At 71.2% G+C, this 24558-nt stretch carries 25 protein-coding genes; 12 read left to right on the top strand and 13 right to left on the bottom strand.

Annotation, left to right across the window (positions count from 1 at the left end; all coding sequences use genetic code 11):
• Nucleotides 1-11: 11 nt before the first annotated feature.
• The gene (locus CQ393_RS11255) at nt 12-611 is read right to left on the bottom strand and encodes a DUF1003 domain-containing protein (RefSeq protein ID WP_153191644.1); all 600 of its coding nucleotides are present in this window, start codon (nt 609-611) and stop codon (nt 12-14) included.
• Between the two features lie 31 nt (nt 612-642).
• Entirely contained in the window at nt 643-1530 is an 888-nt protein-coding gene (gene prpB, locus CQ393_RS11250; RefSeq protein ID WP_153191643.1) for a methylisocitrate lyase, read from the bottom strand.
• Nucleotides 1531-1643: 113 nt separating this feature from the next.
• Between prpB and CQ393_RS11245 the strand changes: the two genes are divergently transcribed.
• Together CQ393_RS11245 and bla are read left to right on the top strand one after the other, a co-directional pair.
• Nucleotides 1644-2867 (top strand): citrate synthase family protein, encoded by a 1224-nt coding sequence (locus CQ393_RS11245; RefSeq protein WP_153191642.1) that lies wholly within the window; start codon nt 1644-1646, stop codon nt 2865-2867.
• Nucleotides 2868-3165: 298 nt separating this feature from the next.
• On the top strand, nt 3166-3957 hold the full coding sequence (gene bla / locus CQ393_RS11240; RefSeq protein WP_194269654.1) for a subclass B3 metallo-beta-lactamase: 792 nt from the start codon (nt 3166-3168) through the stop codon (nt 3955-3957).
• Between the two features lie 558 nt (nt 3958-4515).
• On the opposite strand, the gene CQ393_RS11235 is transcribed toward bla, so the two are convergent.
• Genes CQ393_RS11235 through pdxH form a run of 3 tightly spaced genes read right to left on the bottom strand, consistent with a single transcriptional unit; the run spans nt 4516 to nt 6265 of the window.
• On the bottom strand, nt 4516-5307 hold the full coding sequence (locus CQ393_RS11235) for a cobalamin-binding protein (RefSeq protein ID WP_153191640.1): 792 nt from the start codon (nt 5305-5307) through the stop codon (nt 4516-4518).
• Nucleotides 5304-5669 carry a hypothetical protein gene (locus CQ393_RS11230; RefSeq protein WP_343199941.1) on the bottom strand — a complete coding sequence of 122 codons (366 nt, stop codon included), beginning with the start codon at nt 5667-5669 and terminating at the stop codon, nt 5304-5306. The genes CQ393_RS11235 and CQ393_RS11230 overlap by 4 nt, the downstream gene beginning before the upstream one ends.
• Nucleotides 5666-6265, bottom strand: coding sequence for a pyridoxamine 5'-phosphate oxidase (pdxH, locus tag CQ393_RS11225; protein ID WP_153191639.1), 600 nt, complete (start codon nt 6263-6265; stop codon nt 5666-5668). The genes CQ393_RS11230 and pdxH overlap by 4 nt, the downstream gene beginning before the upstream one ends.
• 42 nt (nt 6266-6307) lie before the next feature.
• Between pdxH and CQ393_RS11220 the strand changes: the two genes are divergently transcribed.
• Nucleotides 6308-7126: a kinase gene (locus CQ393_RS11220; protein WP_153191638.1), complete on the top strand. Its 819-nt coding sequence runs from the start codon at nt 6308-6310 to the stop codon at nt 7124-7126.
• Between the two features lie 99 nt (nt 7127-7225).
• Here CQ393_RS11220 and CQ393_RS11215 read toward each other — a convergent pair whose 3' ends face one another.
• From CQ393_RS11215 to CQ393_RS11195, 5 genes are all read right to left on the bottom strand, one after another.
• Entirely contained in the window at nt 7226-7504 is a 279-nt protein-coding gene (locus tag CQ393_RS11215) for a DUF4282 domain-containing protein (protein ID WP_153191637.1), read from the bottom strand.
• A 29-nt stretch (nt 7505-7533) separates the two neighbouring features.
• Nucleotides 7534-7848 carry a hypothetical protein gene (locus tag CQ393_RS11210; RefSeq protein WP_153191636.1) on the bottom strand — a complete coding sequence of 105 codons (315 nt, stop codon included), beginning with the start codon at nt 7846-7848 and terminating at the stop codon, nt 7534-7536.
• A 26-nt stretch (nt 7849-7874) separates the two neighbouring features.
• The gene (locus CQ393_RS11205; protein WP_153191635.1) at nt 7875-9578 is read right to left on the bottom strand and encodes an ankyrin repeat domain-containing protein; all 1704 of its coding nucleotides are present in this window, start codon (nt 9576-9578) and stop codon (nt 7875-7877) included.
• 373 nt (nt 9579-9951) lie between these two features.
• On the bottom strand, nt 9952-12426 hold the full coding sequence (locus CQ393_RS11200; RefSeq protein ID WP_153191634.1) for a winged helix-turn-helix domain-containing protein: 2475 nt from the start codon (nt 12424-12426) through the stop codon (nt 9952-9954).
• A 311-nt stretch (nt 12427-12737) separates the two neighbouring features.
• Nucleotides 12738-12941 (bottom strand): dodecin family protein, encoded by a 204-nt coding sequence (locus CQ393_RS11195; protein ID WP_153191633.1) that lies wholly within the window; start codon nt 12939-12941, stop codon nt 12738-12740.
• Nucleotides 12942-13041: 100 nt separating this feature from the next.
• Here CQ393_RS11195 and CQ393_RS11190 point away from each other — a divergent pair, with 100 nt between their 5' ends.
• The 5 genes from CQ393_RS11190 (at nt 13042) to mdtD (ending at nt 17722) form a co-directional block, all read left to right on the top strand.
• Nucleotides 13042-13584, top strand: a complete 543-nt coding sequence (locus CQ393_RS11190; RefSeq protein ID WP_153191632.1) for a shikimate kinase — start codon at nt 13042-13044, stop codon at nt 13582-13584.
• Complete coding sequence (gene aroB, locus CQ393_RS11185) at nt 13581-14693, top strand: 3-dehydroquinate synthase (protein ID WP_153191631.1); 1113 nt, start codon at nt 13581-13583, stop codon at nt 14691-14693. The genes CQ393_RS11190 and aroB overlap by 4 nt, the downstream gene beginning before the upstream one ends.
• 83 nt (nt 14694-14776) lie before the next feature.
• Nucleotides 14777-15028: a WGR domain-containing protein gene (locus CQ393_RS11180; protein ID WP_153191716.1), complete on the top strand. Its 252-nt coding sequence runs from the start codon at nt 14777-14779 to the stop codon at nt 15026-15028.
• Between the two features lie 59 nt (nt 15029-15087).
• Complete coding sequence (gene hemE, locus CQ393_RS11175; protein WP_343199940.1) at nt 15088-16161, top strand: uroporphyrinogen decarboxylase; 1074 nt, start codon at nt 15088-15090, stop codon at nt 16159-16161.
• 139 nt (nt 16162-16300) lie between these two features.
• Nucleotides 16301-17722 (top strand): multidrug transporter subunit MdtD, encoded by a 1422-nt coding sequence (gene mdtD, locus CQ393_RS11170; protein ID WP_153191630.1) that lies wholly within the window; start codon nt 16301-16303, stop codon nt 17720-17722.
• On the opposite strand, the gene CQ393_RS11165 is transcribed toward mdtD, so the two are convergent.
• Nucleotides 17723-21295 (bottom strand): ATP-binding protein, encoded by a 3573-nt coding sequence (locus tag CQ393_RS11165; RefSeq protein WP_343199939.1) that lies wholly within the window; start codon nt 21293-21295, stop codon nt 17723-17725. It abuts the gene before it with no gap.
• A gap of 526 nt (nt 21296-21821) precedes the next feature.
• Between CQ393_RS11165 and CQ393_RS11160 the strand changes: the two genes are divergently transcribed.
• Genes CQ393_RS11160 through CQ393_RS11150 form a run of 3 tightly spaced genes read left to right on the top strand, consistent with a single transcriptional unit; the run spans nt 21822 to nt 23646 of the window.
• A complete protein-coding gene (locus tag CQ393_RS11160; protein ID WP_228114479.1) occupies nt 21822-22508 on the top strand; it encodes a YceI family protein in 687 nt (228 codons plus the stop codon).
• The gene (locus tag CQ393_RS11155) at nt 22505-23083 is read left to right on the top strand and encodes a cytochrome b (protein WP_153191627.1); all 579 of its coding nucleotides are present in this window, start codon (nt 22505-22507) and stop codon (nt 23081-23083) included. Before CQ393_RS11160 ends, CQ393_RS11155 begins: the two co-directional genes overlap by 4 nt.
• Nucleotides 23080-23646, top strand: coding sequence for a YceI family protein (locus CQ393_RS11150; protein WP_153191626.1), 567 nt, complete (start codon nt 23080-23082; stop codon nt 23644-23646). Before CQ393_RS11155 ends, CQ393_RS11150 begins: the two co-directional genes overlap by 4 nt.
• 24 nt (nt 23647-23670) lie before the next feature.
• Here the strand turns inward: CQ393_RS11150 and CQ393_RS11145 are convergent, their stop codons facing one another.
• Nucleotides 23671-24138 (bottom strand): hypothetical protein, encoded by a 468-nt coding sequence (locus CQ393_RS11145; protein WP_153191625.1) that lies wholly within the window; start codon nt 24136-24138, stop codon nt 23671-23673.
• A complete protein-coding gene (locus CQ393_RS11140; protein ID WP_153191624.1) occupies nt 24135-24359 on the bottom strand; it encodes a glutaredoxin family protein in 225 nt (74 codons plus the stop codon). The genes CQ393_RS11145 and CQ393_RS11140 overlap by 4 nt, the downstream gene beginning before the upstream one ends.
• A 98-nt stretch (nt 24360-24457) precedes the next feature.
• Between CQ393_RS11140 and CQ393_RS11135 the strand changes: the two genes are divergently transcribed.
• Nucleotides 24458-24558: serine dehydratase beta chain (locus tag CQ393_RS11135; RefSeq protein WP_153191612.1), on the top strand; the 101-nt coding region annotated here is incomplete at its 3' end.

The following is a 24558-nucleotide window of genomic DNA, read 5'->3' as shown; positions in this document are numbered from 1 at the left end:
CGTGGGAAGGATTAGGGTTGTTTCTGCCTGCCGTCGCCGGGCGCCGCGGTGGCGCATTCGAGCAATCGCTGCAGCATTTCTATCTGGCGGTTCTGCTGTTCGACCAGCAACGCCCATTCGTGGGAACGGAGCAGGTCCAGCTTCTCGTGGATCTGCAGCACTTCCAGTTCCGATTTCACGTTGACCTGGTAGTCGTTCTCGGCATGCTTGCGGTCCACTGCTGCCTGCCGGTTCTGGCTCATCATGATGATCGGCGCCTGCACCGCGGCCAGGCACGACAGCACCAGGTTGAGCAGGATGTAGGGATAGGGATCGAACGCCTTGGCCAGCAGGAAGCTGTTGGCCACCATCCACACCACCAGCACCACGCCGAAGCACACGATGAAGGCCCAGCTGCCGCCGATCGCGGCGACGCGGTCGGCGACGCGCTCTCCCAGCGTGCGGGACGCATGCAGTTCGCGCCGCACGTCGCGCGAGACCCGCCCGCCGGAGATGAAGCGTTCGACCACCACCCGTTCTTCCGGGGTCAGTTGTTCCAGCTCGCGTTGCAGCAGGCGCCGCGCGGTGTCGCGGCGGTCGACACGGGTGCTGTGGGAAGAGGTCGTCGCCATGGCGGGAATCAGGTAGCCGCAGGGACGGCCATCATGCGCCCTTCTGCGCGAATACCTTGTCCAGCTGCGCCTCGAACGCGTGGTAGCCGATGCGCTCGTACAGCTCCTCGCGGGTCTGCATGGTCTCCACCACGTTGCGCTGGTGGCCGTCGCGGCGGATCGCCTCGTACACGTTCTCGGCGGCCTTGTTGGCGGCGCGGAACGCCGACAGCGGGAACAGCTGGATGGCAACGCCGGCGGCGGCCAGTTCGTCGCGGCTGAACAGCGGCGTGGCGCCGAACTCGGTGATGTTGGCCAGCACCGGCACCTTCACCGCGTCGGCGAAGCGCCTGTAGGTCGGCAGTTCGTAGGCGGCCTCGGCGAAGATGCCGTCGGCGCCGGCCTCGACGCAGGCGATGGCGCGCTCGATGGCCGCGTCCACGCCTTCCATCTGGATCGCATCGGTACGCGCGATCAGGAAGAACTCCGGATCGGTCCTGGCGTCGGCGGCGGCCTTCACCCGGTCGACCATCTCGCCCTGCGACACGATCTCCTTGCCGGGGCGGTGGCCGCAGCGCTTGGCGCCGACCTGGTCCTCGATATGGCAGGCGGCGGCGCCGGCCTTGATCAGCGACTTCACCGTGCGCGCGATGTTGAACGCGCTCGGGCCGAAGCCGGTATCGATGTCCACCAGCAGCGGCAGGTCGCACACGTCGGTGATGCGGCGCACGTCGATCAGCACGTCTTCCAGGGTGTTGATGCCCAGGTCCGGCAGGCCCAGCGAGCCGGCCGCGACGCCGCCGCCGGACAGGTAGATGGCCCGGTAGCCGGCGCGCTTGGCCAGCAGCGCATGGTTGGCGTTGATCGCGCCGATCACCTGCAGGGGCTTTTCGGCGGCCAGGGCGGCACGGAAGGCGGCGCCGGCGGAGGAAAGGGACATGACGGAACTCCTGGTCTGGCGGCGGCGAGGGCGCCGTTCCGCGATGGCGCACAATCTGGCACCATCCGAATCATTGATCAATCTTGATTCAACCAATCAACATATTGAACGCCATGCCCGATCCCGCCGATCCGGAACTGATCCCCGCCAGCGATGCCTGCGCCCTGCTCGGCATCAGCGCGGCCACGCTCTACGCCTATGTCAGCCGCGGCCAGCTCAGCTCGCGGCCCGGTGCGGACCCGCGCAGCCGCGTCTACCTGCGCGCCGAGGTGGAGCGGCTGGCGCAGCGCAAGCGCGCCGGCCGCGGCGCGGCGCGCGGGGCGGCGCAGAGCCTGGACCGCGGCCTGCCGGTGCTGGAGACGCGGATCTCGCTGATCCGCCCGGACGCGCCCTACTACCGCGGCCGCTCGGCGGTGGCGGCGGCGCAATCCGGCGCCACGCTGGAGGACATCGCGCGGCTGCTGTGGGAATGCGAGGAGCAGGACCCGTTCGCCGCGGCGGCGCCGCCGGCCTGGCCCGAACGCGTGGCGGCGCTGGCGCTGGACACCACGCTGCCGCCGCTGGAACGCACCATGGCCTGCATCCCGCTGCTGGCGCTGGAGCAACGGCAATCGCTCAACGCCGCCGTACCGGTGCGGCGCGAAGTGGCGGCGACGCTGCTGCGGCAGAACGCCGCACTGCTGGTCGGCATCCAGCCCGACGCGCGGCCGGTGCACCGCCTGCTCGCCGACGCGTGGCGGCCCGGCGATGCCGGTTTCGCCGAGCTGGTGCGCTCGGCGCTGGTGCTGTGCGCCGACCACGAACTCAATGTGTCCGCGTTCGCCGCGCGCGTGGTCGCCTCCACCGGCGCGCACCTCCACGCCACCGTCAGTGCCGGACTGGCCGCGCTGTCCGGTCCGCGCCATGGCGGCGCCACCGCGCGCGCGCATGCGCTGCTGCTCGATGCCGAGGCCAGCGGCGCGCCGGCCACCTTCATCGCCGAACGCTGGCGCCGCGGCGACGAGCTGCCCGGCTTCAACCACCTGCTCTATCCCGATGGCGACCCGCGCGGCGCCGAGCTGCTGCGCCAGCTGCGCGGACTGTGCGGCGACCAGCCGCGCATGCGCCACGTCGAAACGGTGCTGGCCGCCACCGCCGAGCACAGCGGCCAGCATGCGAACATCGACGGCCTGCTGGCGGCGATCTGCTACGTGCACGGTTTGCCGGGCGCGCACGCGCTGGTCATGTTCGCCGCCGCGCGCCTGACCGGCTGGCTGGCGCACGCGCTGGAACAGCAGGCGCTGGGCACCCTGATCCGCCCGCGCGCGCGTTACACGGGGCTGGCGCCGGGACGCTGACGCCCCGCGGCGAGGCATGCGTTCCGTTCATGCCTGCCGCAGCTTATTCGCGTTGGTTGCGACGCACCGGCCTGCCTATGCTGCTGCATCCGTAGCCGACAGGCAGATGACAGCGATGCGCCGACATTCCCTCCCGCCCTGCCGCCTTGCAGCGACCGTCCTCGGCCTCGCCCTGCTCGCCGCCTGCCAGCCTGCGCAGCAAGCCGCACCCGGGGCAGCGGCCGTTCCCGCTGCCGTTGCCACACCGGATACGACCGCGGGCCGGGACATACCTGCCTGTCCCGCCAGCGACAACGCCATGGAAGGCTGGAACGACCGCGCGCCGCCGCGCCGCATCTTCGGCAACACGTGGTACGTGGGCACCTGCGGCCTGACCGCGCTGCTGGTCACCTCCGACGCAGGCCACGTCCTCATCGACGGCGCCACCGCGCCGGCCGGCCCGTTGATCGAGGCCAACATCCGCGCCCTGGGCTTCGACCCCCGCGACGTGAAATACCTGCTCAACTCGCACGAGCACTACGACCATGCCGCAGGCTTGGCCTATCTGCAGGACGCGACCGGCGCGCCGCTGCTGGCGCGCGCACCAGCCGTCGACACGCTGCATACCGGCGTCAGCGACCGCAGCGATCCGCAACAGCTGGAATTCAAGGAAGGCTTTCCCCCCGTGCCGGTCGTGAAAACCATCGACGATGGCGACACCGTGCAGGTCGGCGCGCTGGTCCTCACCGCACACGCCACGCCCGGCCACACCGCCGGCGGCACCAGCTGGACCTGGCGTTCCTGCGAAGGCACGCGCTGCCTGGGCATGGCCTACACCGACAGCGTGAGCGCCCTGTCGGACAGGCAGTACCGCTACGGCGAGCATCCGGCGATGGTGGCCGCCTTCCGTCGCGGCCTGGACACCATCGCCGCCCTGCCCTGCGACATCCACATCACCCCGCACCCGCGGGCCAGCGACCTGTTCGCGCGCCTGCAGGGCACGGACGGCAAGTCCCTGGTCGACCCGACCGCGTGCAGGCGCTATGCGGAAACAGGCCGGGCCAACCTCGAGACGAGGCTCGGCGCCGAGCGCGACGGCTCGAAACCCTGATACCGGAGCACCGACCACGGGGGGACACCATGCGCGGAAGCATCATCGCCCTCATCGCGCTCGTGCTGCCGCTCGCCGGCACGGCAGCGCCCGCGGCTACCTGGCAGGCTTCACCGGGCCACGTGCAGGCCGACCTGGCCCGGCGTCGTGCCCGACGCACTTGCCGACCCCGAGCCTGAAACCATCGGCCCACCTCCGGGAAACCGTGCTGGCCGCGGGCGAACAACAAACCTCAGCCCACCGACGATGACCGTGCATGCGGCCCAAGGGGCGGAACACGGGTACGGCGATGTTCGCCTTTCCCGGCGACGGCCATCGCATGCTTGCGATGGACCGGTAAAGCACCGGAATAGTGGATGGTCGCTGGCGTATTACGTCGCGTTCGCCAACGCGCGCATACCGGCCGCAATGCACCGCTACGCCCAGAGCGGACATGCGTCAGGCATTCGGCATACCTGCACGCCGATCACGCGGTGGCCGGTACGGGTGGAGGCCTGGCTCGGGACCCTCGTCATCCTCGAAGGCAGCCGGCGAATCCGGCGTGTCCCGCGCGGCGCCTTACCTGCCCGCCCAGCGCTGAATGATGGCCGCGATCGCCTGCACACCGTCGGTCAGGGCTGCCGGCCCCGGCTGCAGGATCAGCGGCGACTTGATCTCGTGCAGTTCGCCGTCTTGCACCGCGCGTATCGCCGCCCAGCCCGGCCGCGCGGCCACGCGCTCGGGGCGGAATTTCTTGCCGCACCACGAGCCGATGATGATGTCCGGATCGCGCGCGATCACCGGGTCGCCATCGGCGAGGATGCGCGCCCTGGCCAGCGGCTCGCGCGACAGTTCCGGGAACACGTCGATGCCGCCGGCGATCTCCACCAGCTCGGCGCCCCACTGGATGCCGGTGATGATCGGCTCGTCCCACTCCTCCACGTATACGCGCGGCCGCCGCGGCAGGCGCGCGGCCTGGGCGGCGATGGCGTCCAGCCCGCGCTGCAGTTCGTCGGCATAGGCATCGGCGCGCGCGGCCACGCCGACCAGCGCGCCGAGCCGGCGGATGTAGTCGAGGATGCCGGCGACGCTGCGGTGGTTGGCGATCCACACTTCCACGCCGCGGCGGATCAGTTCGGCGGCGATGTCGGCCTGGATGTCGGAAAAACCGATCGCCAGGTCGGGCTTGAGACTGAGGATTTCCTCCACCTTGGCGCTGGTGAAGGCGCTGACCTTGGGTTTGTCGCGGCGCGCCTGCGGCGGGCGCACGGTGAAGCCGCTGATGCCGACAATGCGGTCCTGCTCGCCCAGCGCGTACAGGGTCTCGGTCGGTTCCTCGGTGAGGCAGACGATGCGGCGCGGTCCGCTCATGACACGGCGAACTCCACCGCATCGATGAACACCGCCGGGCTGTTCCAGGGGTGGTGCGCGGCGATGCCGTCGTCGAGCAGGCGCTGCAGCCGCTCGCGGTCGCCGGGCACCTCGCGCGGGATGCAGAACTCCAGCCGCACCGTGGGCTCGCTCACCAGCCCGCCGGCCTGCCCGACGGCGCTGGCAGTGCCGGGCAGCGCGCGCAACTGCTCACGCCCCGCGGCCGATTCCCACATGCCGTGCGCGTAGCCGCCGGCCGCCAGGTCGTCCACCGCGAGGATGCAGCGCTTGAGCGTCTCCAGCTGCGCCGGCGGCACGAACACGGTGACGCGGTAGACCGGATGCAGGTGCAGCGTGCTCACGGATACAGCAGCCGCTTGCTCCAGGTACCGGCCGCGTCGGCCTCGTAGCACCAGCGTTCGTGCAGGCGGAAGGTCGCGCCGTACCAGAACTCGATGCGCTGCGGCACCACGCGGATGCCGCTCCAGCCGTCCGGGCGCGGCACGTCGCGGCCTTCGAAGCGCGTCTCGAAATTGCGCAGGCGTTCCTCGAACTCCTCGCGCGACCCCAGCGTCTGCGACTGCATCGACGCCCACGCGCCGATCTGGCTCATGCGCGGGCGCGAGGCGAAATAGGCGTCGGCCTCGGCCGCGGATACCAGCTGCGCGTCGCCGTCGACCCGCACCTGGATGCCGGCCCCGCGCAGGCTGCGCCACAGCAGCAGCAGCGCCGCCTGGCGGTTGGCATGCAGTTCGCGGCCCTTGCGGCTGTCCAGGTGGGTGTAGAACACGAAGCCGCGCTCGTCGAAGGCCTTGAGCAGCACGGTGCGCGCCGATGGCCGGCCATCGACGTCGGCGGTGGCCACGGTCATCGCGCTGGGTTCGATTTCATTGCTGGCCTTGGCCTCCTCGAACAACTCGGCGAAGGTCGAAAGCGCTTCTGCGTACAGATCGGTCATGGCTCCACTTCGGACGGCACGGGTTTGGGCTATTGTGGCGCCATGTCGTCCGTTCCGCACCGCTTCTCCGCACGCCGTTTCCCGCAGGCGCTCGCCGCGCAGGCACTGGACGAAGCGCTCGCCACCGGCCAGGCCGTGCCGGTCCTTGCGATCAGCGGCCTGCAGGGCAGCGGCAAGTCCACCCTCGCCGCGCAGGTGGTGGAACTGGCGCGCACGCGCGGCCTGCACGCGGCGGCGCTGTCGATCGACGATGTCTATCTGACCCGCGCGCAGCGCCAGCGCCTGGCCGACCGCGTCCATCCGCTGCTCGCCACGCGCGGCCCGCCGGGCACGCACGACCTGCCGCTGGCCCTGGCGACGCTGGACGCGGCGCGTTCCGGGCAACCGTTCGCGCTGCCGCGCTTCGACAAGCTCGCCGACGAGCGCGTGCCCGAAGCGCAGTGGGAACGGATCGACGGACTGGAGCTGCTGGTGTTCGAGGGCTGGTTCCTCGGTACGCCCGCCGAAGAAGAAGACGCCCTGCGCGAGCCCCTCAACGCGCTGGAACGCGACGCCGATCCGGAAGGCATCTGGCGCCGCTGGTGCAACCGGGCGCTGGCCGAGGGCTATCCGGCGCTGTGGCGGCGCTGCGACCGGCTGTGGTTCCTGCAGCCGCCAGGCTTCTCGGTGGTGCCGCACTGGCGCTGGCAGCAGGAACAGGGGCTGCAGCAGGCCGCGCCGGGGCGCACCGGCATGAACCGCGCCCAGGTCGAGCGTTTCGTGCAGTTCTACGAGCGGGTCAGCCGGCAGGCGCTGCGCGCCTTGCCCGGCCTTGCCGACCGCTGCATCGCACTGGATGCGCAACGGCGGCCATTGCCATGACAGCGGCGCTGCCGCCGGTTTTTCCACGTCATGCATGCGTGTTGGCGCCACACCGCGCCCCTGCCGCCCCCGCCCACTAACAGGAAGCCGTTGCCGGCCTCACCGACTGCGGATTTCCTGCAGCGCCTCGTTGATCTTGAACAGCACGATCATGATTTCGCAGTAGATGCGCGCCACCAGCATGCCCAGCAGGACCACGAAGGGCGAGACCACCAGCATGCCGAAGCCGGCCCAGCCGTTGTAACGGAACATGCCGAAGGCGGTGACCATCGTGCTCAATCCGCCCAGTACGGCTGCGGCCAGCAACAGCCAGTAGATGAAAGTGATGATCTTCGGCGTGATCATCGATTCGAAAAAAAGCCATTGGCGCGTGTTCATGGTGACATCCCCGGTGATCGTTGCGGCGTTCAGGGCTTCTTGCACAGCGTGCCGAACAGCATGCCCCCGTCGATGCAGCCCTTGTCGTCGATGCGGAAGGCCTGCGTCTGCCCGCCCTTGCCGCCGGTGATGTAGACCTTGCCGTCCTTTACCTCGTACCGGCCCACCATCACGTTGCCCATCAGTTCCAGTTCCACTTCGCCGCCGCCCTTGAAGGTCATGATGGGAACCCAGGTGCCGCCGACGAAATGCCCGTACTCGCCGGAGAGCCCACCGCCGCACGCGGCCAACAACAGGACCAGCAGACAGACGGCGGCAGTTCTCGCAGTGCTTGCAATCTTCATCGGGATGCTCCGTTGGGATAGAGGAATCAGGGCTGCGTGGGACGGGCGTGCTGCTCGAGCGCCCGCGCCACGTCGACCAGGCCGTGGCGCACGGCCAGATCGCGCAGGGTCACCTGGCGTCCGTCCCATGCCAGGGGCGCGTTGACGTCGGCGCCAGCCGCCGTCAGCTGCGGCAGCATCCCGGCGACGAAATCGCCGGCGATGGCGTAGCGGTTGGGTTCGTCCAGGAACACCCAATGCACCGCCTGCGTGCCGCCGGGACCGGGGCCGTCGGCGCGCGCGCCGGCGGCCAGAGCCGCCTTGGCCAGATCGGCGCGGCGCGACTTCAGCGCCAATACCAGGGGCGTCCAGCCCTCGGCGTCGGCGGCGTTGATGTCCGCGCCGGCCTTGACCAGCCGTTCCAGCGCGTCCACGCGCGCCTGCTGCGCCTCGGCGACGCCGCGTCCGAAGACATCGCCCCGGTCGTCGAAGGAACCGATGTCCAGCAGGTGGTGCAGCGCGTTGCGGCCCTTGAGGTCGCTGACGTCCGCCTTCGCGCCCTTGTCCAGCAGCGCCTGCAGATCGGCCGGCAGGCAGCGGCCGTTCATGCTGTCCTGGCGGTCGCGGAATTTTTGCGCGCAGCGCAGCAGCCGAGTGGCGCCGCCGCTGTCGGCCTGGTTGATGTCGGCGCCTTTTTCCAGCAGCAGCGGCAGCAGCGTGGCATCGGCCACGATGACCGGGTAGGTCCAGCTGTACACCGGGTACCGGTAGTTGCCGACGACCGGGCCGCCGTCGTAGCTGGTCGGTAGCGCGTCGGCCGGCTTCACCCCGCCTTCGTCGAGATAGAAAGCCAGCTTGCGCGCGTCGGCGCGGGGCGGCAGCAGCGCACCGGCGTAGGCGGCAACCAGCTCCACCGGCACGAAGCCACCCGGCCCATAGTGCAGGCGGCTGCTGGTGTCGCCGTGCTGCTCCAGCCACATGCCGGTCTTGTTGCCGTCGGCGGCGTAGCTGCCGGCCTCCACCAGCCTGCCGTCCTCGGCCCAGGCTTCGTGGCGGCCGACCGGCTTGTCGTCGGCGTATTCGCCGCGGCTGGCTGGCTTGCCGCTGGCGTACCACGCCTCCTGCAGGCCCTGCCGCTTGCCACCACGGTAGCGCGCATGCTCCACCCGCGTGCCTTCCGGGGTCCATGCCTGCTTGTCGCCGTCCAGCGCATCGGCCTTCCACGACGCCTGCTCGACCAGTTTGCCTTCCGGCGTCCACTTCTTCTGTTCGCCGTCCCGCCTGCCTTCGGCGTCGAACGTCGCCTCGCTCACCAGCTTGCCGGTTTCGCAGTTCCATTCCCTCGCCAGCCGCCGCTCGCCGCCGCTGTATTCGGTCAGCGACCTGCGCTCGCCGTTCTCGCACCAGCTTTCGGAATCGCCGGTGTGGCGCATGCCGTCCTTTTCGTTCCAGGCCACCTTTTCGCGGCTGCGCGGCCTGCCGTTGTCGTAGAACCATTCCTCCACGCCGTGCCGGCGCCCCTCGCGCATCTGCGCACGGAACACCACCTGCTCGCCCCTGCGCCCCACCACCACCCCGGAAAACGGCTCGCCATCCACCAGATAGGGGCGGTCGGCCATGTGCGATGTGTTGATCCGGTAAACCTCGTCGCTGACCCCGCCGTTGAGCGGCAGGGTGATCTGATGCTCCTTGGCGCAGGCGCACAGCAGCGACGCCAGGGCGACGGCGACGAGGGCTCTTGCAGCGTTCATGCGTGGATCTCTTCACAGTGCCGGGATGGGCCGATGCTGGCTGCCGGCGGCGATCCAAGTCCTCATGCAACCTTCAAGAAACCTTCAAGGCGTTCGTCACGGCCTGCGCGTCGCCTTTCAAATCAATCGCTTGCATTACAAGCAATCGGCACGATGGCTCGCGTCGGACATGACACGGGCCGCGGGACATGGCTGTCCGCGGCCGAGGCAAGGGTTCCAGGAGAGCGTGCACGAGGCCGCGCTGGCGGAGCCGCGGGACTCCGGGCGATGGCCTGCCTCCAGGAAGACGGATGCCCGCAGACAGCGGAGCGTCGCAGCACGCCACACGTGGCGACGGCCCGCGGCACGTCGCCCTCGATCCCGTGCCGGGTGCCTACCTCGCCGCCGTTCCCGCTCTGGCGGGCGCCCGCTCCAGCACGGCACCGAACGCCACCGCGGCCGGATTGTCGTGGCCGAAATCCGCGCGCAGGCCGGCCTGCGCCTGTCGCAGGTGCGCGATGCCGGCTTCGCGCTGGCCGCACGCCAGTTCCACGTTCCCCAGGTTGCCGGTTTCGATCAGCGTGGCCTGCATGTCGTCACCGAAGCGCCGGGCCATGCGCTCGCGCACGTCGCGGGCCAGCGGCAGCGCCTGGGGACAATCGCCCAGCGCGGCATGGATGCCGGCCAGGGAGGAATGCTGGGTCAAGGTGAGGTAGTCGTCGGTACCGAGGAATTTCGCGCTTTCCTCCGCGGCCGCCTGCGCCAGCGGCAACGCCTCGGCATGCCGCCCCAGGTCGTGCAGCGCGTTGGCCGCGGCCGCCTGCAGCAGCGCGGCGCTGACCGTGCCGATGCGCCCGGGGGCGAGCAGCGGATCGGCCTGCGCGGCCCGCAGCCAGTCGAGCGATTCCTGCGGCCGGCCGGAATGCCGCTGCGCATCGGCCAGGTCGGCGCGGATCAGCGCCGCCAGCACCGCGTCGTCCGGTGCGATCGCGCGTTGCAGGCGGTCGGCGCGGCGCAGCGCCTGTAACGCCGGCGCGGCCTGCAGCCGGTTCAGGTGGTAGATGCCGCGCTCCAGCGCCGACTTCAGCGCCAGCCCGTTGTCCGCATGCAGGCGCTCGCCGGCCAGCCGGTCGGTTTCGTCCAGCAGCGTGCGGGCTTCGGCGAAGGCCGGTGCGGTCTTGGTGTAGGACAGCGTACGCACCAGCGCGTAGCGGGTTTCCAGTGTTGTTTCATGGTCCTGGCCGAAGGCCTGCGCGTAGTCGCGCACCGCCGCGCGGTATTCGGCCGCGCCGCGCGCCGGCTCTCCCAGCAGCCGCCAGGACCGGCCCAGCAAGGCATGGATGCGGCCGCGCACCTGCGGATCGTCCGGCAACTGGCCGTTGCCGGGAGCCGACACGTATTCCAGCATTTCGCGGATGGTCGGGTCGTGGCTGTAGCCGCTGGTACCGGTGCTGAGCGTGCCCAGCGCACGATCGAAAAACCGCATCGACGCTTCGGCCCGGGCGGCCTGCTGCTGGGCGCTGTGCCGTTGCTGCTCGCTGTGCCACCACAGCAGGCTGCTGCCGGCCGCGCCCAGCGCCAACACCACCATCGCCGTAACCAGCCACGGCCGCCGCGCCCGGCTGCGCTCCAGCGTACGGCGCAGCGCGTCGGCGGCGCGCTCGTCGGCGGCGCGGCGCTCGCGCTCGGCATGGCGCCGCGGCAGGCCGCGCAGGCGTTCGGCCAGTTCCGACGCGCTGCCGATGCGCCGCGCCGGATCGACGTCGGTAGCCTGGGCGATGTCCTCCCGCAGCAGCGCGTCATCGATATCGCGCTCCCAACCCGGGGCCAGCGGGCGCTGCAGGTCCCCGGCCAGCCACTGGTACAGCATCACGCCCAAGGCGTGCACGTCGCTGCGCACGCTGGGCGGCTGCCCGGCGATCAGTTCCGGCGCCAGATAGAGCGGCGTGCCCGAACTGTCGCTGTCCTCCACCGTCAGGCCCAGGCCGGTAATGCCCAGTTCCGCCAGGCGCTCCGGTTGCAACAGGCGGCTGTTGCCGAAATCGCCCAGCTTCATCTGCCAGCCATCGCCGTAGACGGCCGCCAGCACATTGGACGGCTTGATGTCCCGGTGCAGCACGCCCACGGCATGCGCGGCGGCCACCACGTCCACGATCTGCAGGAACAGATCGATCCGCGCCTGCCGTCCCAGCGCCGCCAACCGCCCCTGCCCGGCCCATTCCGGCAACGGCTGGCCGCCGTACTCGCATTCGAGGAAGAACGGCGGCCGTTCGAAATTCCAGTCCAGCACGCGCACCAGATCGGCGCGCTCGCCCAGGCTGTCGCGCAATACGCGCGCCAGCGTGGCTTCGCGCTTGAGCGAGGAAAGGTGGTCGCCGTCGAGGGCGAACTTGAATACCCGCGGCTCGCGGCTGCGCGGCTGCCGCGCCAGCCAGACCTCGTGGCCGCGCGTGCGCCCCAGTCGCCGTTCCAGAACCAGGCTGGCGCGCCCCGGCACAGGCTGGCCGGCCTCCAACCGCAAGGTGCCGGCGGATTGCTGGCCCACCGCCATTTTTTCCAGCGCGCCGTCAAAGTCGAAACGGTAGCCCACCCGCGGCACGGTGGTGACGCCGCCATCCGCCGCCTCCAGCGCCCTGCGCAATTTCCCCACCGCGGTGGACAGCACATGATCCACCGTCGGCCGTCCGGCCCAGACCTGCTCGAACAATTCCTGCTTGGTCACCACCTCCCCGACGTGGCGCAGCAGCAGCGAAAGCACTTCCAGCGGCCGGTTCTCCATCTCCACCACCAGCCCGGCCACGCACAGCTCGCGACGCGCTTCGTCGTACTCGACGGCGCCGAAGCGCCAGCGGAAAAGCGGACCGTTCATGTACGGCAGGCGATGACCGGCGTAGGCAGAGACTGGCCAATCATCGCGAAGTTGGCCTCCGAAGGGAAACCCGCCGGCCAATCATGCCGCCGTTGCGGCACGGCATGACGCCGAGCGGACAACGGACACGGCGCACACGGCGCACCGGTATGCGCGGGTGGGCAGGACCGCGCTCCGCACCGCTGCGATGCCGCGCCCCCCTTGCCCTTGGAGGCGGCAACAACGCCGCCGTGGAATCAGGGCGCGGCCTGGAGCAGCCGCGGTGCTCGTCGCGCATGCCCCGCCGAAAGCGCGCGGGGCATGCCCTGCATCTACTCCACCAGGAACGTCACCCGCAGGTTGACCCGCCACTCGGTGATGTTGCCGTCGCCGTCGGTGACCACCTTGGTTTCGTTGATCCAGGCGCCCTGGATGCCCTTGACCGTCTCGGCGACCTTCTTCAGGCCGCTGCGCACCGCGTCCTCGACGCTGGCGCCGGACGACGCGCTGACTTCGATGATCTTCGCCACTGCCATGACCGCCTCCATTGGTTGCGCCACGAACCACTCGTGGCGGGGTCGAGCTTGGCTGCTACCGTGTTAAGGCACCGACACGAGGTGCTAGCATCGGCCCGCAATGAACCCCGCCCCCAACGTCATCCTGGTCGGCCCCATGGGCGCCGGCAAAACCTGCATCGGACGCCGCCTGGCCGAGCGTTTCGGGCTGGAATTCGTCGATGCCGACCAGGCCATCGTCGAGGAGGTGGGTTCGGCGATTCCGGCCATCTTCGAGAACGTCGGCGAAGCCGGCTTCCGCGCGCACGAGAAACGCGTGCTGGCCAGGCTGCTGGAAACCGGCGGCCAGCTGGTCTCCACCGGCGGCGGCGCGGTGCTGGACGCCGACAACCGGCACCGGATCCGGCAGTGCGGCTTCGTGGTGTGGCTGCGCGTGGGCGTGGCTGCGCAGCTGCAGCGGCTGCAGCGCGACAAGAGCCGTCCGCTGCTGCAGCGCGAGGACCGCGAGCAGGCCCTGCACGCCATGGCCGCGCTGCGCGACCCGCTGTACGCCGAGGTCGCCGACCTGGTCATCGACACCGATCCCTATTCGCCCGCCGAAGCCACCGCGCAGCTGGTCGTGCGCCTGGCCGCGCAGTGGCAGAACCCGGACTTCCCCGCATGAGCAACGCCCCCCGCACCGTCGCCGTCGGCGGCGGTTCGCCCTACCTGATCCACATCGGCCCCGGCCTGCTCGGCGACGGCGGCCTGCTGGCCGGCGCCGTCCGCGGCCGCCACGTGCTGCTGGTCAGCGACGACACCGTCGCGCCGCTGTACCTGGCCGGCGTGCGCGCCGCCCTGCAGGACGCGCGCCCGGACCTGAAGATCGGCCAGCACGTGATTCCCGCTGGCGAGGCGTCCAAGACCCTGCACCACTTCGGCGGCGCGATCGACGCGCTGGCCGCGCTCGGCGCCACCCGCGACGCCTGCGTGCTGGCGCTCGGCGGCGGCGTGGTCGGCGACCTGGCCGGCTTCGCCGCGGCCTGCTGGATGCGCGGCGTGGACTGCGTGCAGCTGCCCACCACCCTGCTGTCGATGGTGGATTCCTCGGTCGGCGGCAAGACCGCAGTGGACATCGCCCAGGGCAAGAACCTGGTCGGCGCGTTCCATCCGCCGCGCGCGGTGATCGCCGACACCGCCGCGCTGCGCACCCTACCCACGCGCGAGCTGCGCGCCGGCCTGGCCGAGGTGATCAAGTACGGCTGCATCCGCGATCCGCTTTTCTTCCGGTGGCTGCAGGCCGAACGCGGGGCGCTGCTGGCCGGCGACGACGCCGCGCTGGCGCAGGCCATCGCCCGCAGCTGCGAGCACAAGGCCGAGATCGTCGAGCGCGACCCGCTGGAAAAGGGCGAGCGCGCCCTGCTCAACCTCGGCCACACCTTCGGCCACGCCATCGAGACCGCGCAGGGCTACGGCGCGCCGGGCAACGACAACCTCAACCACGGCGAAGCGGTGGCGGTGGGCATGGTGCTGGCGGCACGGCTGTCGGCGGCGCTGGGCATGGCCGATGCCGCCGACACCGACACCCTGCGCGAGCTGCTGCTGGCCTATGGCCTGCCGGTGGCGATTCCTGCCGGGCTGGACCCCGAGGCGCTGCTCGCGCACATGCGCCTGGACAAGAAGAACATCGCCGGGCGCCTGCGCCTGGTGTTGTGGCGCGGCATCGGCAAGGCCGAAGTGGTGCCGGACGTGGACGAGGCGGCGGTGCTGGTGGTACTGCGCGCGCAGCCATAGGCCGGGCTCGGCCCACAGGAATTTTCAACGCCCGGTCGCGACCGGCCGCGCCCTGCGGGGCGTGCCCGGCTACAATCGCCACCATGCGCGTCTACCTGCAGCAGCCGCCCAGCGGCAACGAATCCCCCCGCTACGTACAGCTTTCGCTGGCGCCCGACCTGCTCGGCGGCTGGGAGCTGCTGCGCGAGACCGGGCAGACCGGCGGCCGCGCGCAGCTGCGACGCGAGTTGTTCCTGCAGCAGGACGAGGCCCGCCACGCCTTCGAGAAGGCGCGCGACGCGCAGATCAAGCGCGGTTTCCAGGTGGTGTTCGCCAGCGGCGAGCCGCACCCCTGACCGGCCCCGGCGCGCTGCGCGCCGCCCCGGCCCAACGGCCACGTTCCAAGGAGTTTCCCGTGACCAGCCCCTTACGCAACGACCGCTTCCTGCGCGCCCTGCGCCGCGAGCCGGTGGACTGCACGCCCGTCTGGCTGATGCGCCAGGCCGGCCGCTACCTGCCGGAATACCGCGCCACCCGCGCCCGCGCCGGCAGCTTCCTGGGCATGGCCAAGCACCCGGAGGTCGCCTGCGAGGTGACGCTGCAGCCGCTCGAGCGTTTCGACCTGGACGCGGCCATCCTGTTCTCCGACATCCTCACCGTGCCCGATGCGATGGGCCTGGGCCTGTACTTCGCCGAGGGCGAGGGCCCGAAGTTCCACCACCCGGTGCGCGACGCCGCGGCCATCGCCCGGCTGGCGGTACCGGACATGGAGACCGAGCTGGGCTACGTGATGGACGCGGTGCGGCTGATCCGCCGCGAACTGGACGGCAAGGTGCCGCTGATCGGTTTCTCCGGCAGCCCGTGGACGCTGGCCTGCTACATGGTCGAAGGCGGCGGCAGCAAGGACTACGCGCGCATCAAGGCGATGGCGCTGAACGAACCCAAGGCCTTGCACCAGCTGCTGACGGTGGTGACCGACGCGGTCGTCGCCTACCTGGCGGCGCAGCGCGCGGCCGGCGCGCAGGCGCTGCAGGTGTTCGACACCTGGGGCGGCGTGCTGTCCCCGGCGATGTACCGCGAGTTCTCGCTGCCCTACCTGGCGCGCATCGCGCGCGAACTGGAACGCGGGCAAGGCGCGCAGCGCACGCCGCTGATCCTGTTCGGCAAGGGCACCGGCCAGTACGTGGCCGAGCTGGCCGCCACCGGCGCCGAAGGCGTGGGCGTGGACTGGACCATTTCGCTGGAGGACGCCGCGCGCGCGACCGCCGGCAAGGTGGCACTGCAGGGCAACCTCGACCCGACCACGCTGTACGGCTCGCCCGAGGCCATCGCCCGCGAGGCCGGCAAGGTGCTGGACAGCTACGCCGCCGGCAACGGCGGTTCACGCGAGGGCCACGTCTTCAACCTCGGCCATGGCATGTCGCCGGACATGAATCCCGAGCACGTGGCCGTGCTGGTGGACGCGGTGCACCGCCTCAGCCGCCGCTGAGCGTGCGCCCGGGCGCGGCCAGGCCCGTCCGGTCTCGCCTAATGGGCTGCCTTGCCGCCATCCGCGCCGGCGGCGTGCGCGGCACCTGCACGCGCGAGCGCGGACAATGCCGCCTCCGCCCCGGCCACGAGAGCGCCTGATGTCCCTGCCCCCTTCCAGCGCCCTGCCCGCCGGCGATCCGCACAGGCCGTTGCTGTGGCTGGTGTCGCTGGCGATCTTCATGCAGATGCTGGACTCGACCATCGTCAACACCGCGTTGCCGGCGATGGCGCGCAGCCTGGGCGAGAGCCCGCTGCAGATGCAGTCGGTGGTGTTCAGCTACGCGCTGGCGGTGGCCAGTTTCATCCCGGCCTCGGGCTGGATCGCCGACCGCTTCGGCACGCGCCGCACCTTCCTGGCCGCGATCGTGCTGTTCACCCTCGGCTCGCTGGCCTGCGCGCTGTCGCCGACGCTGCACTGGCTGGTGGCCGCGCGCGTGCTGCAGGGCATCGGCGGCGCCATGCTGCTGCCGGTGGGGCGGCTGGCGGTGATGCGCTCGGTACCGCGCGACCGGTTCCTGGCGGCGATGAGCTTCATCGCGATCCCGGCGCTGGTCGGCCCGCTGCTGGGCCCGACGCTCGGCGGCTGGCTGGTGCAGGCCGCGTCGTGGCACTGGATCTTCCTGATCAACCTGCCGATCGGGCTGGCCGGCCTGCTCGCCGCGCTGCGCATCATGCCCGACCACTACGGCCAGGAGCGGCACCACTTCGACCTGGCCGGCTACCTGATGCTGGCCTTCGGCATGGTCGCGCTGTCGCTGGCGCTGGACGGCGCCTCCGGCTTCGGCCCGGCGCACGCGCTGGTGCTGCTGCTGGCGGTGATCGGCATCGCCGCGCTGGCCGGCTACTGGCTGCATGCGGCCGGACGCCACGACGCGCTGTTCCCGCTGACGCTGTTCCAGGTCGCCAGTTTCCGCATCGGCATCCTCGGCAACCTGTTCTCGCGCATCGGCAGCGGCGCCATGCCGCTGCTGATCCCGCTGCTGCTGCAGGTGGGCCTGGGCATGAGCCCGATGGCCGCCGGCATGATGATGATCCCGGTGGCGCTGGCCGGCATGGCCGCCAAGCGCGCGGCGGTGACGCTGGTGGAACGCTTCGGCTACCGCCGCATCCTGATGATCAACACCGTCCTGGTCGGGCTGACGATGGCCAGCTTCATGTTTGTCACCGCGCAGCAGCCGCTGTGGCTGCGGCTGGTGCAACTGGCACTGTTCGGCGCGTTCAACTCGATGCAGTTCACGGTGATGAACACCGTCACCCTGCGCGACCTGGACGTCGGCCAGGCCAGCAGCGGCAACAGCCTGCTGTCGATGGTGATGATGCTGGCCACCGGCTTCGGCGCGGCCACCGCCGGCAGCCTGCTGTCGGCCTTCGGCACCCATCTCACCGGCCATGGCGCCAGCGCGGCCCTGCACGCCACCTTCGTCTGCGTCGGCGCGATCACACTCAGCTCGACCTTGGTGTTCTGGCAGCTGCCGGAAAACCGCCCGCATCCGCGGGCGGTCGAGGAAGTGGTGGAGTAGTCAGCCCGGGTCCGGCCGCGGCGGTACGCCATCGGCCGTCGCCGGGCGCCACGCCGCGGCGATCGCCGCCACCAGCATCTCGCCGGTCACCGGCTTGCGCAGGAAACCGTCGAAACCGGCCGCGCGCGCCTGCTGTTCGGCGGCGGCATCGGCGCGGGCGGTCACCGCCACCAGCGGGAAGGCGTGGCCCTGGCCGCGCAGCTGGATGGCCAGGGCGAGGCCGTCGAGCGCCGGCAGGTCCAGGTCGAGCAGGCCGATGTCGAAGGGCCGCGCGGCCACTTCGCCCAGCGCCGCCAGCCCGTGCAGCGCATGCACGACCTGGTGGCCGCGGGCGCGCAGCAGGCCGGCGATGACGTCGGCCACGGTGGGGTCGTCCTCGACCAGCAGGATGCGCAGGCTGCCTCCAGGACCGTCGCCCGGCGGCCTGGCCTGTCCGCCCTGCCCGTCCTGCAGCGGCGTCCACGGCAGCGGCAGCTCTACGATGAAACGCGCGCCCGCGCCCAGCCGGCTGTCGATGCGGATGCGGCCGCCCATCGCGCCCGCCAGTTCCTGGCAGATCGCCAGTCCCAGCCCGCTGCCGCCGTAGCGCGAGGCGGTCTGCGGGCCTTCGGCCTGCTCGAAGCGGCGGAACAGCCGCGCCTGCTGTTCGGCGGTGATGCCCGGGCCGGTATCGCTGACCTCCAGGCGGATGCCGGCGCCGTCCGGCAGCAGTTCCACGCCCAGTCCCACCTGGCCGTGCTCGGTGAACTTGACCGCATTGCCGAGCAGGTTCATCAGGATCTGGCGCAGGCGCATCACGTCGCCGGTCACCACGACCGGCACCGGCAGGCGCGGTTCCTGCACGAACCGCAGGCCGCGCTTGCGCACCACCGGCGCGATCAGCGCGGCGACCTCGTCCAGCAGCGGCGCCAGCTCGAACGGCTGGCTGTCCAGCTCCAGGCGGCCGGCCTCGATGCGCGCCAGGTCGAGGGAGTCGTTCACCAAGTGCAGCAGGTGGGTACCGGCCTGCTGGATCGAATTGGCGTAGCGGCGCTGGGTGGCGTCCAGCGGCGTGTCCAGCAGCAGTTCGGTCATGCCGAGCACGCCGGTCATCGGCGTGCGCACCTCGTGCCCGAGCGTGGCCAGGAACCGGGTCTTGGCCGAGGAAGCCTGTTCGGCCAGTTCGCGCCGCTGTTCGGCCAGCTGCCATTCGCTGCGCCGCTGCATGCGCGCGCGGTAGGCCATCACCGCGATGCCCAGCGCCAGGATCGCCGCCAGGGCATAGGCGGCCATCGCCCAGCCGCTGCGCCACCATGGCGGTGCGACCTCGATCCGCAGGTCGGGCGCGGCGATCCAGCCGCCGCCGGGCACCGCGCCCTGGATCTGCAGGGTGTAGCTGCCCGGCGACAGGCGCGGGAACACGCGCTCGCCGTTGGCGCCGGCGTTCACCCAGTCCGGGTCGTAGCCGGCCAGCCGGAACCGGTACAGGTTGTTGGTGGAGTCGGCGAAGGCCAGCAGGCGCGCGACGACGTGCAGGTCGCGGTCGCCGTCCTTGATGCGCAGGGACGGCTGCGCCGAAAGATCGTGTTCCTGGTCGCCGCGGTGCACGCTGATCCGCTCGATCACCAGCGGCGGCCGCCGCGCCAGCGCCCTGACCTGCGCCGGATCGAACAGCACCACGCCGTCGGGCGTGCCGCCGGCCACCTGGCCGCTGCGCGCCCGCACCAGGCCGCGGCGCCGGAACTCCTGCCCCGGCAGCCCGTCGTGCACGCCATACAGGCGCACCGAACGCCGCGCCGGATCGACCCGGATCAGGCCGCGCGCGCTGCCCGCCCAGATCACGCCGTTGGCGTCGACCACCAGCGCGCCGGCGGCCAGCATGGGGAATCCCTGTTCGGCGCCGATGCCGTCCTCCCGCAGCAGGCGCCCGCCGTCCCAGCGGTAGCGCTCCAGTCCGCCGAGCACGGCGACCCACACCCTGTCGCCGGTGCCGGCATCGAAGGCATAGGCATGCGCCTGTGGACCGCCCTGCACCGGCGCGAAGGCGCCGGCATCGGGCTGCCACGCGGCCAGGCCGGCGGCGCCGGACAGCCACAGCCGGTCGCCGGGGCCGCATTGCATGTCCTGCAGCGCGGTCTGCGGGAAACCGCGCTGGCCCGGTGCCAGGTGCAGCGTCACCCGTCCCTCCGCGTCGCGCTGCTGGATGCCGCCGTCCTCGGAATAGATCCAGATCCGGCCGCCGTCGCAGATCCGCACGATGTCGCCGTCGCCGACCATCGCCGCATCCGCCGCGTCGTCATGGCGCCAGCGGCGCACCGCGCCGTCGCGCGGGTCGTAGCGCACCAGCGTATCCAGGCTGCCGATCCACACGCGTCCCTGCGCATCCTCGGCCACCGACTGCGGCCAGTGGATGCCGTCGACCGGCTGCAGGTGGTGCTCCACCGCGCCGCTGGCCGGATCGAACCGGTCCAGTGCGCCGCGCGTGCCGACCACCCAGATGCCGCCGGAGGCCGACGCCGCCATCGCCAGCGCATACGGGTTGCGCAGCGAGGCCGGATCGTCCAGGTGCCGGGTCAGCACCGAGAACTGCCGCCAGTTCGGCGACAGGTGCCACAGCCCGGCGTTGGTGCTGGCAAACCACAGGCCGCCGTCGCGGTCCTCGTAGGCGGTGCTCCAGTTGGGCTTGACCAGCCCACGCTCCTGCGCGCTGTACAGGGGCACGTTGCTCACCGCCGCGCCGTCGCGGCTGCGCCCCAGCCCCTGCAGCGTATCGAGCCAGTAATTGCCGTCGCTCGCGTACTGCAGCACGTTGAGCACGGCGCCGGGCGCGGCGCCGGGCCATTCCTTGCGCTCGAAGCGGCCATCGCGGTGGCGCACGACACCCCCGCCGTTGGTCGCGATCCACAGCCGCTGGCCGCCATCGACCTTCAAGCCGTTGATGCGTGGCGAGGGCAATGCCGCCTCGCCCTCGCGCGCGAAGCCGGTGCCGGTCCAGCGCGCCAGGCCGCCCTTGCTTCCCACCCACAGCACGCCGTCGGCGGTCACCGCCAGGTAGGCGATCGAGGCCGAAGGCAGGCTGTCGTGCTGGCCGGCCACCGGCATGAAGCGCTGGATCGTGCCGTCGGCGGCCAGCCGGTGCAGGCCCGCGGTCGGGGTGCCGAACCAGACGCTGCCATCGGGCGTGGAGGCCACGCTCCACACGGTGTTGCTGCCGATCTGCGGGTAGGTCGCGCTGTCGAAGAAACGGAAACTGCGGCGGTCGGCCGACAGCATGCCCAGGCCGGCGTTCTGCGTGCCGAACCACAGCCGGTTGCCCGCATCCACGTGCAGGCTCCAGATCAGGTTGTCGCGCAGCCCGTCCTCGGCACGCCAGATGCGGTAGTTGCGCCCGTCGAAGCGCGCCAGCCCGTCGTGGCTAGCCAGCCACAGGTAGCCGAGCCGGTCCTCGGCGAAGGCGTTGATGTTGGCCGAGGGCAGGCCGTCGGCCACGCCCAGCCGGCGCGGCTGCGGCGTGACCGGCACCTCGGCCGCGGCCGGCGCCGCCAGGCCGGACAGCAGCAACAGGCACAGCAGCCACGACCGCCAGCCCTTCACGGCGCACCGCGCCGGCGCCGGGGAACAAGGCCGCCGCACGACAGGGGCATGCCGCGTTGGCGGCGCGGCCACGCAGGCCGGCGCGCGTGCGTTCGTTTCATGCCTGTCCCCGTCTTCCATCCATCGCCCACCGCTGTCCGTATCCCCGAGGAAAATACCATCCGGCGCCGATGCGATCGTGCCAACGCCCGTACGGCGACACGCGCCATGCGCGCGCGCAGCCGCGCCGCGGCAAGTCGCCGCGGACGGCTTTCGCCATCGCCTGCCGGCGGCCGACAGGATTCCCACCATGAAGGCGGTAAAGAAGAACCGCCTGGAGCGGTTTTGACATCGCCCGTCGATGGCCCCCAGGGTCCCTGCCAGGGATGGCGGGAACAAAAAAACGCCTGGAGCGGTTTTCGCCATCGCCTGTCGATGGCCCGCAGGGTTCCCGCCAGGGATGGCGGGAACAATCCATTGCACGGCACGACAACAATCCCTGCCGGGCATGTGCCTAGAATCCCCCCAACGTTTCCGGAGCCGGACCTTGCCACGTTTCCTCGCCCTGCTGTTCGCCTGCCTGCTGCCGCTGTCGGCATCCGCCGCCGACCGCTACCGGCTGGACCCGGTGCATACGCGGGTGCTGTTCGCGGTGGAGCACGCCGGCTTCTCGCAGGCGCTGGGCACGGTGTCCGGCAGCGAAGGCGTGCTGGAGTTCGACCCGGACGACTGGCGCAGCGCCCGTCTGGACGTGGTCATCCCCATCGCCCGGCTCGACCTGGGCGACGACAGGTGGAACCAGGCTACGCTGGCACGCAACCTGCTCGACGGCCAGCGCCACCCGCAGGCCCGCTTCGTCTCCACCGGCGTCGAACCGCTGGAGGCCGGGCATGCCCGCGTGCACGGCCTGCTGACCCTGCGCGGCGTCAGCCGCGAGGTGGTGCTCGACGTGCGCCTCAACGCGCTCAGGCGCCACCCGCTGCCGCCGTTCCGCCGCACCGCCGGCTTCTCCGCCACCGCCACCCTGCAGCGTTCGGACTTCGGCATCGACGCGTGGCGGTCGGTGATCGGCGACCGCGTGGAGCTGCGCATCGAGGCCGAGGCGGTACGCGACGACAACGCCGGGACACCGGAAACAGGCAACGGCGCCGACGCGCCCGATACCAATAACGACGCCGAAGCCGCGGCCGACGCCGCCCTCGATCTTCCCCCGCAACCGGAAACCCATCCATGAGCCTGAAGAACACGCCCGAACGCTGGGGCAGCGTCAGCCAGACCCTGCACTGGCTGATCGCCCTGCTGATCCTCGCCCTGGGCATCGTCGGACTGACCATGGGCGAACTGCCGAAGACGCCGAAGTATTTCTGGGTCTATACCGCGCACAAGTCGCTGGGCATCAGCGTGCTGGCGCTGGTGGCGCTGCGCCTGGCATGGCGGCTCTACGCCGGCGCGCCGCGGCCGGTGCCCGGCACGCCGGGCTGGCAGGAGCGCATCGCCTCGGCCACGCACTGGCTGCTGTACGTACTGATGTTCGCCATCCCGCTGTCGGGCTGGCTGTACGACTCGGCCAGCGGGCTGCGCCCGTTCAAGCTGTTCGGCCTGTTGGAGATGCCCAAGCTGGTCGCTCCCAGCGAACAGGCCGCGCAGTTCTCGCACGGCCTGCACGAATGGGGCTTCTGGCTGTTGATCCTGGCGGTGCTGGGCCATGCCGGCGCCGCCTTCTACCATCACCTCCAGCAGCGCGATGCCACGCTCGTCCGCATGCTGCCGCAGGGCTGGCTCGATACCCCACAGAAGGAATCCGCATGAACATCAAGCTCACCACCCCGGCCGCGGTCGCGGCCGCCCTGGCCGGCATGCTGGCCGCGACCCCGGCCATGGCCGCGGACTACGAACAGGCGCCCGGTTCGATCCTGGTCTTCGCCACCAAGTACGACGGCGAAGTGTTCACCGGCACCTTCCCCGGTTTCCAGACGCAGCTGAGCTTCGACCCGGCCGATCCGGCCGCCGGCAAGCTCGACGTCACCATTCCGCTGGCCGGCGCGCGCAGCGGCAACAGCGACCGCGACTCGACCCTGCAGGGCAAGGATTTCTTCAACGTCGCCCAGTTCGCGCAGGCGCGCTACACCGCCAACGGCTTCCGCGCCCTGGGCGAGAACCGCTACGCGGCCGACGGCACGCTGCAGCTGCGCGGCGTCAGCAAGCCGGTCACCCTCACCTTCACCTGGACGCCCGGCGCGCAGCCGGTGCTGACCGGCAAGGCGACGGTGAAGCGCCTGGACTTCGGCATCGGCGGCGGCGACTGGGCCGACACCAAGACCATTCCCGACGACACCGCGATCAGCACCAAGGTCGTGCTGCGCGCCAGGTAAGTTCCTCCGCCCCCGGCGCGGCGATCAGCCGGGGGCGACGGCCGGGATGTCGAAGCAGCCGCGTTGGCCGTCGGCATCGCTCAGACAGCCGCGGTGCCGGCGGTCCTGCGTCCCGCCGGGGCGCACGGCCAGGCCGAACACGCCGCCATCGCGCATCAGCAGTACCGCCTCCCATACCGTGTCCGTGCCGCCGGCCTGCAAGGGCTGTCGTTCCGCCGCCTCCGGCGCCTGCAACGGCATGATGGCCGCATCGCGCAGCATGCGGCGCAGGTTGCGCATGTCCAGCGCGGCCGGGGCGCTGGTGACCGCCTTCAGCAGCACCAGGCGCTCGATGTCTTCCACCGCCACCACCTGCGCCACCGTCCGCCCCTGCCATGCGAAACCCGACGCACGCGCCGGCAGCGCCTTGGCCAGGTCCACGTCCGCCGCGCCGGCGTTGGCCGCCGCCATGCCCAGCGCGGCGAGCAGCGGCGACCAGGCGCGGACGCTCATCGCAGCCACCCGCGCAGGCCGTGCGCGTCGAAAGGCCAATCCAGTTCGGCGCCGTTCGCGCTGTCGCGCAGTACCGGCACGCGCGTGCCGTAGCGCGCTTCCAGCGCCTCGTCCCCGTCGATGAACACGCTGTCGAACTCGGGTGCGCGCGCCTGCGCCAGCACCGCCAGCGCCTGGTCGCACAGATGGCAGTCGTCGCGCTGGTACAGAATCAAGCCCATTCCCCACACCCCATGCCGGTCCGATGCTGCGCTGCGGGCAGGGCCGGCAGCGGCGAACCCGTAGAATAACGGCCCTCTCCAAGCAGTACGCACAACGCATGTCCGTCAGCACGTTCGACCTGTTCAAGATCGGCATCGGCCCGAGTTCGTCGCACACCGTGGGCCCGATGCGCGCGGCCGAGCGGTTCGTCCACCGCTG

The sequence above is a fragment of the Stenotrophomonas sp. MYb238 genome, assembly GCF_009496535.1.
Lineage (GTDB): Bacteria > Pseudomonadota > Gammaproteobacteria > Xanthomonadales > Xanthomonadaceae > Stenotrophomonas.
This window is presented reverse-complemented; position numbering and strand designations above follow the sequence as displayed.